This window comes from Pseudarthrobacter sp. PvP004, from assembly GCF_017876035.1.
Lineage (GTDB): Bacteria > Actinomycetota > Actinomycetes > Actinomycetales > Micrococcaceae > Arthrobacter > Arthrobacter aurescens_A.
This window is the reverse complement of the sequence record NZ_JAGINL010000001.1, coordinates 4,838,620-4,853,557: the sequence shown is the minus strand read 5'-3', so window position 1 is coordinate 4,853,557 and position 14,938 is coordinate 4,838,620. Positions and strand designations below refer to the sequence as shown.

Genomic DNA, 14,938 nt, shown 5'->3' with positions numbered 1-14,938 from the left:
CATGCCTGGACAGCGGGAGATCAAGAGCGTGGCGGTAGTGATGCCCGCCCACAACGAGGACCAGCACATCGGCAAAGCCCTGCTCGCGCTGAAGGCTGCAGCGGACGTGCTGCAGCGGGACTACCGGGACATGGCAGTCAAGATCGTGGTGGTTCTGGACCATTGCACCGACAACTCGGCTGAGATCACCGCCGCGCATGTTGCCGGCGACGCGCGCTTCAGCGTGGTGGACGTGGAGCTGCGGAGCACGGGTGCCTGCCGTGACCTGGGTTTCCGCACCGCACTGGAATGCCTTGATGTTGACGGGACCGCGAGTATCTGGCTTGCCACCACCGATGCCGATTCGGCCGTCCCGCCACATTGGCTGACACGGCAAGTGGAACTGGCCGCCATGGGAGCGGACGCCATCCTTGGATCCGTGGAGCCCGACCCGGCGGACATGGACCCGGCCATTCATCGACGATGGCTGGAACTCCACCCCTTCCGGGAGGACCACCAGCACATCTACGGTGCCAATCTGGGCATCCGCGCTTCGGCCTATCTCAGTGCGGGCGGCTTCCCTGGGCTCCGCGCCCACGAGGACCGCGTCCTGGTGGAACGGCTCCGCCGCCACGGTTTCGCAGTCACCGCCACGGACACTATCCGTGTTGTGACCTCGGGCCGGACATATGCCCGCGCGCCGGAAGGATTCGCCGCGTATCTTCGCTCCCTCGCAGCGGAGCTTCCGACTGCCGGGCTCCCAAATCCTGCAAGTGGCTAACCCTGCCAGCGGCCAGCACTTGCCGGCTAACCCGCCAGCGCTCCCTCCAACGCGGCGACCGCGGCCTTCGTGATGGTTTCCCGCTCGCCGGATCCGTCAACCGTGAGCAGAATCCCGCGCTGAGAGTACGCCGTCAGCACCGGCTGCGTCTCGGCCCGATACAGCTCCAGCCGGCGTTGGATCACCGGTTCGGTGTCATCGGCACGCCCTTGCTCCTGCGCTCGGAGCAGCATCCGGGACACCAACTCATGGTCCGGTGCCGTCAGCTCGAGAACTACCTCCAAGGTCTGCTGGCGGTCAGCGAGCATCTCGTCCAGCGCGCCTATCTGGATGACCGTCCGCGGGTAGCCGTCCAACAGAAACCCTTCGCTGGCGTCCTCTTCCTCGAGCCGCCGCCGGAGCATGGCTGTGGTGACGTGGTCAGGCACGAATTCTCCGTGATCCATGTACCCGCTGGCCTCTACGCCCAATTCGGTTTTGTCCCGGACGTGCGCACGGAACAGGTCCCCGGTGGAGATGGCCGGGATGCCGAAACGCCGTGCGATGTGCTCGGCTTGCGTGCCCTTGCCGGAACCAGGAGGGCCCATGATGATCATTCGCGCCATGACACTGGTCCGTTCCGAGAGGCAGCCGGGACTTAACCATACGCCGACGACGGCGGGAGGCACCCGCCGTCGTCGGCATCTTTTTGCGTGTGGTTCAGCAGTCAGGCGTTGGCCGGTTCCGAAAGCACGGCGTCGATCTGCTCGATCGCCTCGCGCATTCCTTCTTCCATTCCCATCTCGGCCATCTTTTGCATCTGCTCTTCGGACTCAAAGGTGGAGGTGATGGTCATTCGTGTCCGGTTTTCCAAGGGCTCCAGCTTCACGGTGGCATGGGTGACACCCAGTTCTTCCACGGGTGCGCCGTGCTCGTCCGCGAAACCGTCGTCAAACTCGAGGTGGTCCGGGGCGTCGATGGTGGTGAACTGCCACCAGCCGCGGGCTTTGGTGCCGTCCGGGCCGGTCATGTAATAGGCGGCCTTTCCCCCGACGGTAAACTCGTGGGTCTCAAAAGTTGCCGGCCAGGTGGGCGGTCCCCACCAGCGTTCCAGCTGCCGGGGGTCCTCCCAGATAGCCCAGACGCGCTTCACGTCGGCATCGAATTCAGCAACAATGCTGAAGCTCAGGGCCTCAACATCCTTGTCTACGCTGACAACAGTCATGGCAGATCCCTTTCATCGTCTTCGGCGAGTATGTCCGCGATCCGGCTGGCACGTTGCCGCCAGATCAGTTCAAGTTGGTCCAACAGATGCCGGGCTTTTTGCAGCCCCTCATGGTTCCCCCGCACAATCTGCTCCCTCCCACGCTTCTCCTTGGTCACCAGGGAGGCCCGTTCCAGGACCGCAACATGTTTCTGCACGGCCGCGAAACTCATGGTGTAGAGCGCAGCCAGTCCGGAGACGGAGTACTCTCCAGCCGTCACTCTGGCCACGATGTCCCTGCGCGTGGCATCGGCCAGTGCTTGGAACAGGCGGTCTGTTTCGTCGTCAGAGAGACTTCTGCGGAGCTGATCTACAACCATTTGGTTGTACGATATCTCCGACGCTGAATGGTGTCAACGGGTTTCCGAAGCGACATTTCGCTGGCGAAGCTAGGACGTGGACCGTGGATGCATGATGCGCATCTGGTCCCAGGTCCGCTCCGAGGCGGCGATGTTCTGGTTGGATCTCTCGCGATCGAGGGAGGCAAGCTCGACGGCGATCGCCTGGACCGCGGCCACCGCACCTGTTAGGGACGGGAAGAAGCCGGCACCCTCCGTGGGCACCACAATCCTGTGGTCGGCATGCACCGCAACGGGCGAGCCCGCGCTGTCGGTGATGGAAACGATAGGCGTGCCCAGATTGTGGGCGATCTCGACGGCCCGCATGGTGCTGTCGTAAACCCGCCAGAGACTGATGGCTATGACCAGATCCTCTGCACCGAGCCGTGCAATGGCATTGGTGAGGGCTGCGACATCGGCATCAAGGAGCCGGACGTTGTACCCGGCGATGATCGCGTTGTGCTCCAGGGCCTTGCCAGGGATGGCGTAGCTTCCTGCTGCCACTATGAAGGTCTGCCGCGCACCGGCGATCGCCTTCGCAATATTGTGCAGGGTTTCGGCGTCCAATGTGCGCTCAAAATGGGCCAAATTAGCCCGGTCAGTGGACACCGCAGCCTGCGCAGGACTACTCACGTGGCCGTTGTGTTCGGCCGCAACTTCCACTGCGCTGAGCGATGCCAGGAACCGCGACCGGAGCTCAAACTGGAAGTCCGCCCAGCCCTTGAATCCCAGTGTTTGCGCGGTTCTGGTCACGGTGGAAGCGTTCGATGCGGCCACGGCGGCGATGTCACTGACAGAGCCGTAGGACGCAAGCCGGGGCTGTGAACGGAGGATGCCAATCACCTGCATTTGGCGCGCCGCGAGCTTACGCCCCTGGACGCGGCTGTCCAGCCACTCGGTCAACGTTGACGAGTCGAAATCTTCTTCCACCTATTGACCTACCTCACACTTTGGCCGTAACTTCGATACATCGCTTCTGCACAGACTTGTGCATATTCCTCAAAATGTACAACTTGGCCCACTTTGGCAGGAACCACCATGTCTCTTACAGCACGCTTGGATCGTCTGGTTCTCAGTCGACCACACTACAAGCTTCTCCTCATCGGAGGCCTCGGCTACTCGTTCGACGGTATGGACGGGGCAGTGGTCGCATTCCTGCTCCCGCGCATCCAGGAACTGTGGGGCCTCAACACCGCCAGCCTCGGATTGGTTGGCTCGGCGGCCCCGTTCGGCTTCTTCTTCGGCGCGATCCTGGCCGGTTGGATGGGCGACCGCTTTGGCCGCAAGAAGGTCATGCTCTGGGCCCTGGCCTTCTACTGCCTCATGTCAGTGGTGGCGGCCATGGCCCCCAACTTCGAAATCTTCCTGATTGCACGGATCTTTGCAGGTTTGGGCGCAGGCGCTGAAAGCGTGATCATCGCGCCGTTCCTGTCCGAGTTCATTCCCCCGAAGCGTCGCGGCTGGTTCATCGGAACATTGGCCGGGTTCTTCTCCTTCGGATTCGTTGGCGCCGCCCTCATTGGCCGCTTTGTTGTCCCGCTGGGCGAGGACGGCTGGCGCTGGGCGCAGGTCATCACCGCCATCCCCATCCTTCTCCTCCTGTGGTGGCGACGCAGCTTGCCGGAATCACCGCGGTATCTCATCAGCCGTGGCCGCATAGCCGAGGCCACGGAAGTGGTGGATCGCTTTGAGCAGAGCGTTGTGAAGGCAACCGGCAAACCACTCTCACCCCTGCCGGCCGCGGAGGAAGAGATCACCAAGCACGAGCAGAAGATCAGCATATGGAACGCCCTCAAGTTCATGTGGTCCAAGGCAATGCGCCGCCGCACTGCGGTGATCTGGTTGATCTGGTTTGTCATCACGTTCTCCTACTACGGCTTCTTCTCCTGGATTCCCACCCTTCTTGTAGGCCGGGGCATCACCATCACCAAGAGCTTCGAGTTCTCGATCCTCATTTACCTGGCGCAGATCCCCGGCTACTTCTCCGCCGCGTGGTTGTGTGACCGGATTGACCGCAAGAACACCATCGCCCTGTACTTGGCGGGATCGGCGATCAGCGCTTTCTGGCTGAGCCAATCCAACGACTCCGGCATGATCCTGGTGGCAGCCGCAACGTTGTCCTTCTTCCTGAATGGCACCTACGCCGGTGTTTACGCGTACACTCCGGAGCTCTTCCCCACATGGATGCGCGCCACGGGTGTCGGCCTGGCCAGCGCGGTAGGCCGCATCGGCAGCATCCTGGCCCCGTCCATCATCGGCATCTTCGCTGCATCCCTTGGCTTCGGTGGAGTGTTCACCATGACCACAGTGGTTCTGACCATCGGTGTCCTTGGCGTCGTGATCTTCGGTGCCTCCACCGCGGGCAAGTCACTGGAGGACATCAACGCCCGTGCCGAGCATGATCCGGCAGCGGCAGGAAGTAAGTGAGCGCGATGATCACAGACGCAGTGTTTCAACAAACCTTCCGGGCCATGCAGCAGAAACCAGGAGTCATTCTGTTTACTGCCCTGCAGTGGATCCCGCAGCGTTCCAGCCTCAAGCGGCTCTTCACCAGCCACCCGGCCGAATACCCTGTGGGCGGCGAGAAAACGGTGGAGATCTCCCCCGGCTGGTTGGGGACAGTCATCGAGGACAAGAAGCCTTTCCTTGCCCCCGATCTGGAAGCCCTCCGGGAAGTCTTCTCCGACTCCCAACTTATTCAGCAGCTCGGCTGCGGCGCCGTCATCAACGTGCCCGTCCTCGACCAACAGCACAACGTCGTGGGCGTCCTCGCCCTCTTGGACGCGGAAGGCAAGTACACGCAGCAAAGTGTGGAAACCGCCGTCGACGTCATCAATGCGAACCTGTCTGCACTCGTCCAGGCCTTTGAGGCCCATCCCACCGAATCCCCCGAAGCACCCGCGAAGGACACCGTTTAACGTGAGCACCACCCCAGAAACCACCCCGTTGGTCATCCGCAACGCAAGTGTCCTGGACGTTGAGGCCGGCACCTACTCCACCGCCGACGTCGTAAGCGTTGACGGCAAGATCAGCAGCGTCGGTCCGAACGCCGAGGCGCCAGCCGGCGCGCGGGTGATCGACGGCACCGGCAAGTTCGTCATCCCCGGCCTGATCGATGCCCACGTCCACGTGGTCGCATCCAGCGCCGACTTCCGTTCACTGACCTACACGCCGGCGTCCTATGTTTACGCGCAGACGGCACGGATCATGGGGCAGATGCTGCGTCGCGGCTTCACGACTGTCCGCGATCTCTCCGGCGCCGATTTCGGGCTGGCCATGGCTCAAGGAGAGGGCCTGCTTGAGGGTCCGAAAATCCATTTCTGCGGACACGCGCTCAGCCAGACCGGCGGTCACGGCGACATGCGCCTGCCCGGCGAAGACCATGACCCCAACGGCCGTGGATGCTGCGGCATCGGGCGCGTAGCCGATGGCGTGGACGCGGTCCGCGCCGCCGCTCGCGACGAGATCCGCAAGGGCGCCCACCACATCAAGATCATGGCGTCCGGCGGCGTCTCCTCCCCCACGGATCGCATCGACTCCACCCAGTACTCCATGGAAGAGATGCGCGCCGCGGTGGAGGAAGCCCAGGCCGCCAACCGCTACGTTGCCGCCCACGCCTACACCGCCCGCGCCATCAACCGCGCCCTTGAAGCCGGTGTCCGCTCGATCGAACACGGCAATCTCCTGGACGACCAGAGCCTGAAGCTGTTCCTGGAAAAGGACGCCTTCCTGGTGCCCACACTGGTCACGTATTGGGCGCTAAAGGAAGAGGGCAAGGAGTTCGGGCTCACGGAGGAAATGTGGGCCAAGGTGGATTCCGTCCTCACCAGCGGACTCGAAGCAATTGCCCGCGCCCACCAAGCCGGGGTGAAAATGGCCTTCGGCTCGGACCTCCTGGGCGGAATGCATCGCCATCAAAATGAACAGTTCAGGCTGCTCGGCAAGGTCCAACCGGCTATTGACGCCATCCGCTCCGCAACCACGACGGCGGCCCTGCTGCTTGAGCGCGAAGGTGAACTTGGCGTGATCGCACCTGGCGCAGATGCCGACATGCTGGTCCTGGGCGCCGACCCGGTGGCTGACATCTCGGTGCTGGCCGACATTTCCGAGCATCTTGAGTACCTGATTCAGGATGGCCGGGTGATCTCCTAGTGCCCGGCCGGGCGCAGTCCCTCCCGACGCTCTCTCACATAACGCGCCATTTCCGCCGACGCTCTCTCACCAGGTGATAGAGCGTTGGGCGGAAGGGGCCGTTATGTGAGAGAGCGTTGGGGCTGATCGGGCCTGTTATTACCCTCCAAAAAGCTCGATAATGTAAGCATGCTGATCAATACCGAGTCGAGCAGGAGGAGGATATCGTGACCACGAAAGTAAACAAGACAATCATGGTCAACGTTCCGGTTAGTACGGCCTACAGGCAGTGGACCAAGTTCGAGGAGTTTCCGCACTTCATGGGCGGAGTGGAACGCGTAACGCGGCTCAGCGAAGACCGGCTGGAGTGGGTGGCCGAAATTGCAGGCGTCCATCGCCGCTGGGAAGCCAAGATCGTTCAGCAGGACCTTGACCGCGCGGTGGCATGGGCCGCCGTGGAAGGTGCCAAGAATGCCGGCTGGGTTGACTTCAAGGAAGCCGGCCCCAGCCAGACATCCCTGCATCTGTCCTTGGAATACGAACCGCACGGCGTCCTCGAGTTCCTGGGCGACAAGTTGCACATTGTTGAAAGGCAGGCTGAGTCAGACTTGAAGAAGTTCAAGGAGTACATCGAAAAGCAGGCGCCCGAAGCCGCAACTCCGGCTCCTGGGACCGCGACTACCGCTACCCCGACGACGGGAGCTGCTGCCGCCACGGGCGCCAGCGCAGCCTCGGATTCAACGCCGGTGATCGACCCCGCAACGCACGTGTTCGACCAAACCAACGGCTTGGTGGACCTGGAGGGCGACTCCGACGAAACTGCTGACAGCGACACCCGCAGCGCAGCTGAGCGAAAGGCAGATGAGGGCCGCGGCGAAGGCTTCATCCCACCGCTGGGCGGGCTGCCAGGACAGCGGTAAGCCCTACGCACCGAAATGCCGCCCGGGTCAAGCGACCCGGGCGGCATTCTCTTGGTGAGCAGTCTCGTGTTGCAGGGACTTCCCTTACAGGGAGCCGGTTGCTTCCCCGTGTACGCTACTTACCCGTGTAGACGACGGCGGGAATCGCCGGAGCCTGCATGCCCTCACCAATGAAGAAGCTCGGGTGCGGGGGCTGGTTGTAGGCCACGTTTTCCCGTGCCACAGCTGTGCGGTAGACCGTGTCATGCATCAGGGTCCGGAGGCGAACCTCGGTGGGTGCGGTGGTGGTGTAGATCCGCAACTCAGTGCTGTCTGTGGACGGCCAGGCGATCTCTTCGCGCCAGTCGCCCAGGATGTCTGCCTGGATCGACGGGTTGCCCTTGGTGGTGTTGTTGCTGCGTGCACCCTCAGCCGTCAGCAGCCGATCGCTGGACTCGGTTTCCCAGTTCCACTTGGAGATGGTGGGCACGCCGCGGGACAAGGTTGCGTCGTAGTCGTGGTCCACCACTTCGCGGAGCAGGTCACCGTCCCACCATGCCAGGAAGTTCGCGGCCGGGATCTTCTCGGCGATCAGCTCGCCCTTGGCCGATACCAACTGGCCAATGGGCGAATCCCAGGCAGCCGTACCTCCTACGGCCCATCCTTCAGCCCCGGCGTAGCGGGGATCGATGTCGCCTGCCGCACCGCGACCGGTGTCCCTGGCGGCGGGGATGCTCCACAGGACTTCACCGGTTGCGGCGTCGCGGAAGGTTGCTCCGCGGTTGCCGCTCTGGCTCATACTCTCGTGGACGGCGAACGTCTCCAGCCCGGGCCTGGACGGATCAAGGTCGCTGGTGTGGATGGCATCGCCGTGGCCGAGCTTGGTGTTGTAAAGCGGCTGGCCGTTGTCATCAATGGTCATGGAGCCGAAGACGAACTCGTCCTTGCCGTCCTGGTCCACGTCGGCCACGGACAGGTTGTGGTTGCCCTGCCCCTTGTATTCATCGCCGGCGAGGTTTGAATCGAAGGTCCAGCGCTTCACGAGCTTGCCGTTGACGAGGTCGTACGTGACCAGGACGGTGCGCGTGTAGTAGCCACGGCTGAACATCATGGACGGGTGCTCGCCGTCGAGGTAAGCCACGCCGGCCAGGAAACGGTCTACGCGGTTTCCGTAGTTGTCACCCCAGCCAGTGACAGCGCCGCGCGGGGGCTCGTAGGCCACAGTGTCCATGATGGTGCCCGTCTCGCCCTTGAAGACTGTCAGGAATTCGGGACCGGACAGAACGTAGCCGGCACTGTTGCGGAAGTCGGCGTCGGCGTTTCCAATCACCGCTCCTGCAGCATCGCGGGTGCCATCGGCTGTCTTGAGGGAGACTTCAGCCTTGCCGTCGCCGTCGAAGTCGTAGGCCAGAACCTGCGTGTAGTGAGCGCCGGCGCGGATGTTTCGGCCCAGGTCGATGCGCCACAGCTTGGTGCCGTCCAGCGTGTAGGCGTCCACGTAGACATTTCCGGTGTAACCGGATTGGGAGTTGTCCTTGGCGTTGGATGGCGACCACGTTTGGATGACCTCGTACTTCCCGTCGCCGTCGAGGTCCGCCACTGTGGCGTCGTTGGCGGAGTACGTGTACGGCTTCCCGTCAGGGGTAACTCCGTCGGCGGGCTTGTCCAGCTTGATGGCCAGGTAGTTCTGCGCGAGCGGCGTTACCGCTTGGGTCAGTTTGTCCTGCCCCTGCCCGTTGCCGACGGTTTTGATGACGTAGCTGGATTCGGCGGTGCCATCCGCGTCCACGAACATCGTGGCATTTCGGATGGGTTCCGGGGTGATATTGACGCCGTCGCGCAGGACTTGGAAGCCGATGCTGTCCTTGTCCAGGCCGAGCATACGCCAGCTCACAGTGACGCCTTGATCAGTCAGGACAGCCACCGGAGCCCGGTCCAGGTTCTCCACTTGCCGCTTGAGGGCGGAGGCTTCCTTCGCGGCAGGCACGACGCCGGGGAGTCCGGTTTGCGCTGCCGGCGCGAGTTGGGCGGGCGCTGCTTGAGCCAGCGGGACGCCCGTCAGCGCTATGGCTGCAGCGGCGAGTGACGCCGAGGCTGCCAGGGGGACGGCCTTCCATGCACGGCTACGGGTACTGCGGTAGGAACATTTCGAGGGGTAAGCCAAAGAACATCTCCTTTGATGCAGGGCGGCAGTGGGTCTGCCGCTCCCATGTTTGGAACGTTTCACACACGCGTCAAGTAGAGCCACGCCTAAAGAGTGGGAGGTGGCTGAACGATGCCAGAAAGCGCTTTCCGCTCACAAGGTTTACCAGTGCCTCAAGCGCCCGGTCAAGGGTTTGACAGGAAATGACTGTCCGGCTTCGTTAGGAAATTTGCGGATTTGTGGGGCCATAATCGTCAGATTGGCGAAGGCCACCGGCTGAATCGCTCCTGACCTGGACTCGAATCCAGGAGGCTGTCCGAGGAATGTACAAACCGCTGGACTTGCGGCGTCTGGGCTACGTCCGCCGGCCCGACCGTGAGAAGGAACGGCCCGCACCCAAGGTGCAGCTGGTGGTCTACACACTGGACTTGCTGCCCGCCGCTTGAGTCGCTGAGGCGGGGACGGAGTCACGGGTTACACGGAGTCATGAGGAACGTGTAATCGGTCACACTTAGCCGGATTTACTTGTCAACCGTGGTGGGCAGCATGAACCATGAATGAGGGAATTCGTTCCCATACAAGCTGAATCAGCAATCCTCACCGACGAGGATGCGGCCCCTGCGAAGAAGCTTGGGGCTGTCAACGGCCTGAGTGAAAGTACTGACAATGACGACACATACTGACTCCATCACGCTGAAAATCTGGGACAAGTCGGCAATCGACCACACCATCGATGCCGCCATCGAGTCCCTCTCACACCGCGCTGCCGCCGAAAATTGCGGAATCGCAGTCACCCTGAGCGGACCGAAAACCTTCACGGTCAGCCTGAACCGCTAAGCAGCTCAAGCACTACGCAAGAGGACGACGCCGGGACCTCCCGACGTCGTCCTCTTGCGTTTAAGCGCGCGCATCTCCCGCAGTTGTTTGCCTCCCCCCCATCTTGTACGGCGGGAGATTCGAACAAGTCCGGGTTCCTTTTGTGCACCAGTGGTCCTCGAACCCGATTCGTGACGCCTTATGGAAAGTCCTGAGCAAACCTTGAGTTTTCCTTGACGGTTTCCCTCCCCTGATCTTGCGTTCGCGTTGGAACTCTTAGTGAGTCAACGCGTCAACGCACGAACGGAGGGATCACAATGCTCACGGAAATCACGGCTGCCAGGCCGCGACGATCCCACCGCGCGGCAGGCGGGGTGGTCACCGTCCTGGTTCCGGCACACAATGAGTCTGCCGGAATCACCGAGACGCTGCTCTCCTTGAAAAACCAGACTCATCGCCCGGACCGTGTGATCGTGGTGGCAGATAACTGCACCGATGACACTGAAGAGCTTGCCCTGGCTCAGGGCGCCGAAGTTATGCGCACCGTGGGAAACAAGGACAAGAAAGCCGGTGCCCTGAACTTCGCCCTCAGCGAGCTCCTCCCTGATGCCGACCCAGAGGACTTGGTCCTGGTCCAAGACGCCGACTCGCAACTTGCCCTCGACTTCATCGAAAACGCCACCAAGAACCTGCTGGCTGACGAACTGCTCGGCGCTGTTGGCGGAGTGTTCAGCGGTGGTCCGGGAGGCGGCTTTGTGGGCCACCTGCAGCGCAACGAATACGCCCGCTACGCACGGGATGTGAAGCGACTTCACGGCAAGTGCCTGGTAGTCACCGGCACGGCGGCCCTTTTCCGCGTCAAGACTTTGCGGGACGTCGTGGCCGCCCGGTTGAAGGGCGAGCTCCCTCCCGGAAACGGCAACGGCGGCGTCTATGACACCTCGGTGCTGACCGAGGACAACGAACTCTCTTTTGCCCTGTTGACCCTGGGCTACCGCATCGCGTCTCCATCCAACTGCACACTGGTCACGGAAGTCATGCCCACCTGGCGTGAACTGTGGTCACAGCGGCTGCGTTGGAAGCGCGGCGCGGTGGAGAACTGCGTGCAATACGGATGGACCAAGGTAACAAGGCCTTACTGGGGACGCCAGTTTCTTTCCATGATCGGTGTCCTCGTGACACTGGCCTACTTCGGTTCCCTCCTGTTCGCGTTGATTTCCGGTATGGGCCTGAACCTTCAACCCTTCTGGATTACCGTCACCGGCATTTTCATCCTGGAACGCATAGTTACTGTGCGTTTCCGGGGCTGGAGGTACATGCTCCTGGCCGCAACCATGTACGAAACCGTCATCGATATCTTCCTCCAGGCTGTCCACGCCAAGGCGTACCTGGATGCAGCACTCAACAGAAAGAAAGTTTGGTAAACCGACTCATGTACAACAACCCCGTAGCCCCGGTGTCAGGGGCAGTAGCAGCCGGGATGGGCTCAGGAACGCTTGCATTGACTGGAGCCGGAGACCTCTTCTGGTTCGCGCTGGCTGCCTTTGCCATGCTGGCTCTCGGACTTGCCGTTAAGAGGATCGTTCCGGTCCGGGCACAAAAGTAGGCACGGAAAAACCAGATGAGGCAACGAACCCGCAGTTGTGTCGCTACCTCCAGCGCGACACAATTGCGGGTTTGTTGTATTCGCCGTACTGGCCTACTGCACCAAGGCCGTGCTGGCCGAGAACTTGACCACCGTGGTGTAGCCGACTTTGGTGCCGGTAACCCGCACGCTCATTGCGTCAGCCTGGTCAGCACTCACCAGCTTGTAGGAACGGGCCGTGGCCCCGGGGATTGCCACACCCGAGCGAAGCCACTGATACGTCAAGGTGGACCCGGATGTCCATGTACCAGGATTGGCCGTAAGCGTTGATCCCACTGTCGGCGTTCCCGTGATAATCGGGGTGGGCGCTACCAAAGTCCCGGCTACTACTGTCGCTGTCGGAGCAGACTCCCTGACGGCAGTTGCGTAGCCGGCCTTGGTTCCCGTGACGCGGACCGTCAGGCTGGTGCCCTGATCCGCGGCGGCAAGGACCCTGGTGGCGCTGGTTGCACCGACAATTGCCGTGCCGTTCCGGAACCACTGATAGCCCAGGGCGGTGCCGGTGGTCCAGGTTCCCGGCGCGGCGGTCAACGTTGAGCCGACGGCTGCCGTGCCTGAGATGGTGGGTGTTGGTGCTGTGAGCTGACCCTGGTTGGCGGGAACAAAGGAGAAGTCCCGGATGGTGACTGTTTCAGGAGCCACGTGTGCGGCATCTCCGCCTCCACCGCCGGTTACCCAGAGATTGAAGTGAATTTGTTCCTTAGCGGGAAGCGGGACCGTGGAACCCTCCAAAACGGTTCTCTTGAGCAGTGTGCCGTCGTAGCCTTCCCCCGCAAACGTCTCATAGGTCAGCTTGCCCGGTTCCCAGACCATCCTGTGGGTGAGAATCGGGGCATTGGTGACGTCAAAAGTGACGGTGTTGTTTCCCTGCCCAGGCGGCAGTGTGGCGTCAAACCAATACCCATGCCCTTGGGTCACGGGCCAGTCTTCGCCGTAGGCTGCGCCCCCACCCCAGGCAGAGGCTTCACAAAGGTCGATTTCCGTATAACCAGGCACCGCATTGGGGTCGTAGGTGAACAGGCAGCCCCACACCACTTCCTTCTGAAGGGAGCTGACATCCTTTTCCACCGTGGTGCTGTAAGTGCCATACCCGAAACCTTCACGCGTGGACTGGAACTCCGCACCCTTCGGCGCCGACCCCGTGGGGTTGCTGATGGAAAGTTTGACGTACCCGTTGGCGTCCGGATTACTCACATTGTTGGCATCCCAGCTCGCGTTATACATGGGCGCCCCGCCCCAAAAGCGCTTTTGCCAGTTGAACCCTTTCCACGCGAAGCTACCCACCGGGCCAGGGTCCTCAGCCATGGGCGTGGTGTCCGCCGCATGCGAAGGGCCTATTCCTGTGAACATCGATAAACCGACCGCGACGACCACGGCCAACCCCATTGCTTTTCGTCCCCCATGTGGAAGGAGCCTCACTGAAAATGCCATAGCTGTTTCCTCCTGCTGATGCGCCCAGAACCGTCACCGGCTGTTACCGGTGACCGCAACCACGTTCCACCCCCGAGGAACGCCTGTCCTCGATTATCAAGTAGCAAGGGCCCTGTCGGAAGCAAAACGACCAAGCAGAATCATTTATGCGACATCAATTGGATAACGGCACCCACTCCACGAGTAGCCTTGACGTGACCGAGAATTTTGCGGGCATCACCAAAACCCGGGAGGGCACATCAGCATTCGCAGCGCCGGCATCCTCCTTCACCGACGAAACACGGCCGGGAAATTGGAGCTATGGATAGCCCACATGGGCGGACCCTTCTGGGCCCGCAAAGATGACCACGCCTGGTCGATTCCCAAGGGAGAATTCCCCGAAGACGAGGACGCTTTGGCGGCTGCGAAACGGGAATTTACCGAAGAAATCGGCACCCCACCGCCGACGGCCAGTTACGAATTATTAGGTGTTTTCCGGCAGCCCTCCGGTAAACTCATCACTGCGTTCGCGGCCGAAGCCAGCGACTTCCAACCCCAGCAAATTGTCAGCAACACCTTTCCCATGGAATGGCCCAAGGGCTCCGGTGCCGTTAAGGACTTCCCTGAGATCGACGACGCCCGATGGGTTGAGGAAACCGTGGCCCGGACCAAGCTCGTCAAAGGGCAGCTGCCCATTGTGGACGCATTGGTCCGGCACCTTGGTGAGATGGACAACGACGGCGGCACGCAGGACTGAAGCGACGCCCACCTCGGCCGCGGGCTCCTTCAAAATCGGCCACCCGTCGTCGTCGGCTGCCACTATGTGCCCCCGTCCATGGCTAATTTTTGTGCTCATTTCAACCCGCCCCGTTCAACACCTAGACAGTTCCATTCAGGACTAGGGGTTGGTGTTTTCACCACCTAATTTGGCGCGAATGGGACTAGGGGTGGGCTTTTGGAGCACCTAGAGCCCGTTTTCCGTGGTTATCGTTTGGCCCGACCGAGCACTTCGATTGGGGAGAATCCATGGCTGCCATTGACCGGTCCGCCCGAACGTCCGCGGACCTAACCACATGCGCCGTCCCATGAGCGCGGATTTCGCAGATGTCTGTGCTGCCGGTCCGGGCGCGTCCGGGATCAGTGTTGATGGGCTCCCGCCGCTGCCGGACCCCGACGCCCTCCAGACCCGGGCGCGGGCGCTGGCAGTCTCCGGGAACGACGTCCATTCCGGGGTCAACGACGCCGCCAGGACCTGGGCAGGTCTTTCCGGGGCGTACGAGGCCCCCGAAGCCGGGCAGGTCCTGGCCGGGTTCAATCCCGTGTTCGCCCGTTCCCAGGATCTGGTCAACCTGACCAGTAACGCCGCCTCGGTCCTGGCCGCGTACGCGGACCGGGCCAGGGAACTGAAACAACGCATCAACGCCCTCCGGGCCGACGTCCGGGCTCTGGACGAGGTCATCGGCGGCAACGATGACTGGCACGCACAACGGACCATCGTGGACCGGCACCGCGAGACCATGGACAAGGCCAGCGCCCTGGCCCAAGCGATCCTC

At 62.0% G+C, this 14,938-nt stretch carries 17 protein-coding genes; 10 read left to right on the top strand and 7 right to left on the bottom strand.

The window, feature by feature from the left end; all coding sequences use genetic code 11:
* Window position 1: 1 nt before the first annotated feature.
* Window positions 2-760, top strand: a complete 759-nt coding sequence (locus J3A64_RS22285; RefSeq protein ID WP_014922732.1) for a glycosyltransferase family 2 protein — start codon at window positions 2-4, stop codon at window positions 758-760.
* A gap of 26 nt (window positions 761-786) precedes the next feature.
* Here J3A64_RS22285 and J3A64_RS22280 read toward each other — a convergent pair whose 3' ends face one another.
* The 4 genes from J3A64_RS22280 to J3A64_RS22265 all read right to left on the bottom strand — a co-directional run bounded on the left by J3A64_RS22280 (window position 787) and on the right by J3A64_RS22265 (window position 3,271).
* Complete coding sequence (locus tag J3A64_RS22280; protein WP_014922733.1) at window positions 787-1,365, bottom strand: adenylate kinase; 579 nt, start codon at window positions 1,363-1,365, stop codon at window positions 787-789.
* Window positions 1,366-1,466: 101 nt separating this feature from the next.
* Window positions 1,467-1,964 carry an SRPBCC domain-containing protein gene (locus J3A64_RS22275; RefSeq protein ID WP_014922734.1) on the bottom strand — a complete coding sequence of 166 codons (498 nt, stop codon included), beginning with the start codon at window positions 1,962-1,964 and terminating at the stop codon, window positions 1,467-1,469.
* The gene (locus J3A64_RS22270; protein ID WP_011776049.1) at window positions 1,961-2,323 is read right to left on the bottom strand and encodes a helix-turn-helix transcriptional regulator; all 363 of its coding nucleotides are present in this window, start codon (window positions 2,321-2,323) and stop codon (window positions 1,961-1,963) included. The genes J3A64_RS22275 and J3A64_RS22270 overlap by 4 nt, the downstream gene beginning before the upstream one ends.
* A 69-nt stretch (window positions 2,324-2,392) precedes the next feature.
* Window positions 2,393-3,271, bottom strand: coding sequence for a MurR/RpiR family transcriptional regulator (locus J3A64_RS22265; protein WP_014922735.1), 879 nt, complete (start codon window positions 3,269-3,271; stop codon window positions 2,393-2,395).
* A 108-nt stretch (window positions 3,272-3,379) separates the two neighbouring features.
* On the opposite strand from J3A64_RS22265, the gene J3A64_RS22260 reads away from it, so the two are divergent.
* The 4 genes from J3A64_RS22260 (at window position 3,380) to J3A64_RS22245 (ending at window position 7,392) form a co-directional block, all read left to right on the top strand.
* On the top strand, window positions 3,380-4,768 hold the full coding sequence (locus J3A64_RS22260) for an MFS transporter (RefSeq protein WP_210065955.1): 1,389 nt from the start codon (window positions 3,380-3,382) through the stop codon (window positions 4,766-4,768).
* Between the two features lie 5 nt (window positions 4,769-4,773).
* Window positions 4,774-5,259, top strand: coding sequence for a GAF domain-containing protein (locus J3A64_RS22255; protein WP_014922736.1), 486 nt, complete (start codon window positions 4,774-4,776; stop codon window positions 5,257-5,259).
* A gap of 1 nt (window position 5,260) precedes the next feature.
* Entirely contained in the window at window positions 5,261-6,493 is a 1,233-nt protein-coding gene (locus J3A64_RS22250; protein ID WP_210065953.1) for an amidohydrolase family protein, read from the top strand.
* 206 nt (window positions 6,494-6,699) lie between these two features.
* The gene (locus tag J3A64_RS22245) at window positions 6,700-7,392 is read left to right on the top strand and encodes an SRPBCC family protein (protein WP_014922738.1); all 693 of its coding nucleotides are present in this window, start codon (window positions 6,700-6,702) and stop codon (window positions 7,390-7,392) included.
* A 115-nt stretch (window positions 7,393-7,507) separates the two neighbouring features.
* Here J3A64_RS22245 and J3A64_RS22240 read toward each other — a convergent pair whose 3' ends face one another.
* On the bottom strand, window positions 7,508-9,535 hold the full coding sequence (locus tag J3A64_RS22240) for a rhamnogalacturonan lyase (RefSeq protein ID WP_286176443.1): 2,028 nt from the start codon (window positions 9,533-9,535) through the stop codon (window positions 7,508-7,510).
* Window positions 9,536-9,837: 302 nt separating this feature from the next.
* On the opposite strand from J3A64_RS22240, the gene J3A64_RS22235 reads away from it, so the two are divergent.
* The 4 genes from J3A64_RS22235 (at window position 9,838) to J3A64_RS22220 (ending at window position 11,936) form a co-directional block, all read left to right on the top strand.
* Window positions 9,838-9,960 carry a hypothetical protein gene (locus J3A64_RS22235; RefSeq protein ID WP_286139800.1) on the top strand — a complete coding sequence of 41 codons (123 nt, stop codon included), beginning with the start codon at window positions 9,838-9,840 and terminating at the stop codon, window positions 9,958-9,960.
* A gap of 220 nt (window positions 9,961-10,180) precedes the next feature.
* The gene (locus J3A64_RS22230; protein WP_178994140.1) at window positions 10,181-10,351 is read left to right on the top strand and encodes a hypothetical protein; all 171 of its coding nucleotides are present in this window, start codon (window positions 10,181-10,183) and stop codon (window positions 10,349-10,351) included.
* Window positions 10,352-10,647: 296 nt separating this feature from the next.
* On the top strand, window positions 10,648-11,754 hold the full coding sequence (locus tag J3A64_RS22225; protein ID WP_011776071.1) for a glycosyltransferase family 2 protein: 1,107 nt from the start codon (window positions 10,648-10,650) through the stop codon (window positions 11,752-11,754).
* Window positions 11,748-11,936: a hypothetical protein gene (locus J3A64_RS22220; protein ID WP_162486098.1), complete on the top strand. Its 189-nt coding sequence runs from the start codon at window positions 11,748-11,750 to the stop codon at window positions 11,934-11,936. The genes J3A64_RS22225 and J3A64_RS22220 overlap by 7 nt, the downstream gene beginning before the upstream one ends.
* Window positions 11,937-12,029: 93 nt before the next feature.
* Here the strand turns inward: J3A64_RS22220 and J3A64_RS22215 are convergent, their stop codons facing one another.
* On the bottom strand, window positions 12,030-13,280 hold the full coding sequence (locus tag J3A64_RS22215) for a hypothetical protein (protein ID WP_286176442.1): 1,251 nt from the start codon (window positions 13,278-13,280) through the stop codon (window positions 12,030-12,032).
* 364 nt (window positions 13,281-13,644) lie between these two features.
* Here J3A64_RS22215 and J3A64_RS22210 point away from each other — a divergent pair, with 364 nt between their 5' ends.
* Window positions 13,645-14,142, top strand: coding sequence for an NUDIX domain-containing protein (locus J3A64_RS22210; RefSeq protein WP_043806326.1), 498 nt, complete (start codon window positions 13,645-13,647; stop codon window positions 14,140-14,142).
* Between the two features lie 184 nt (window positions 14,143-14,326).
* Here the strand turns inward: J3A64_RS22210 and J3A64_RS24155 are convergent, their stop codons facing one another.
* Complete coding sequence (locus J3A64_RS24155) at window positions 14,327-14,866, bottom strand: hypothetical protein (protein ID WP_143711655.1); 540 nt, start codon at window positions 14,864-14,866, stop codon at window positions 14,327-14,329.
* Window positions 14,867-14,938: the final 72 nt, after the last annotated feature.

What these genes read in the sequence shown, in the direction of transcription:
- J3A64_RS22280 (WP_014922733.1), bottom strand. Translation starts at nt 1,365, where the DNA reads ATGGCGCGAATGATCATCATGGGCCCTCCTGGTTCCGGCAAGGGCACG.
- J3A64_RS22235 (WP_286139800.1), top strand. Translation starts at nt 9,838, where the DNA reads ATGTACAAACCGCTGGACTTGCGGCGTCTGGGCTACGTCCGCCGGCCC.
- J3A64_RS22275 (WP_014922734.1), bottom strand. Translation starts at nt 1,964, where the DNA reads ATGACTGTTGTCAGCGTAGACAAGGATGTTGAGGCCCTGAGCTTCAGC.
- J3A64_RS22225 (WP_011776071.1), top strand. Translation starts at nt 10,648, where the DNA reads ATGCTCACGGAAATCACGGCTGCCAGGCCGCGACGATCCCACCGCGCG.
- J3A64_RS22270 (WP_011776049.1), bottom strand. Translation starts at nt 2,323, where the DNA reads ATGGTTGTAGATCAGCTCCGCAGAAGTCTCTCTGACGACGAAACAGAC.
- J3A64_RS22255 (WP_014922736.1), top strand. Translation starts at nt 4,774, where the DNA reads ATGATCACAGACGCAGTGTTTCAACAAACCTTCCGGGCCATGCAGCAG.
- J3A64_RS22230 (WP_178994140.1), top strand. Translation starts at nt 10,181, where the DNA reads ATGACGACACATACTGACTCCATCACGCTGAAAATCTGGGACAAGTCG.
- J3A64_RS22215 (WP_286176442.1), bottom strand. Translation starts at nt 13,280, where the DNA reads ATGGCTGAGGACCCTGGCCCGGTGGGTAGCTTCGCGTGGAAAGGGTTC.
- J3A64_RS22285 (WP_014922732.1), top strand. Translation starts at nt 2, where the DNA reads ATGCCTGGACAGCGGGAGATCAAGAGCGTGGCGGTAGTGATGCCCGCC.
- J3A64_RS22260 (WP_210065955.1), top strand. Translation starts at nt 3,380, where the DNA reads ATGTCTCTTACAGCACGCTTGGATCGTCTGGTTCTCAGTCGACCACAC.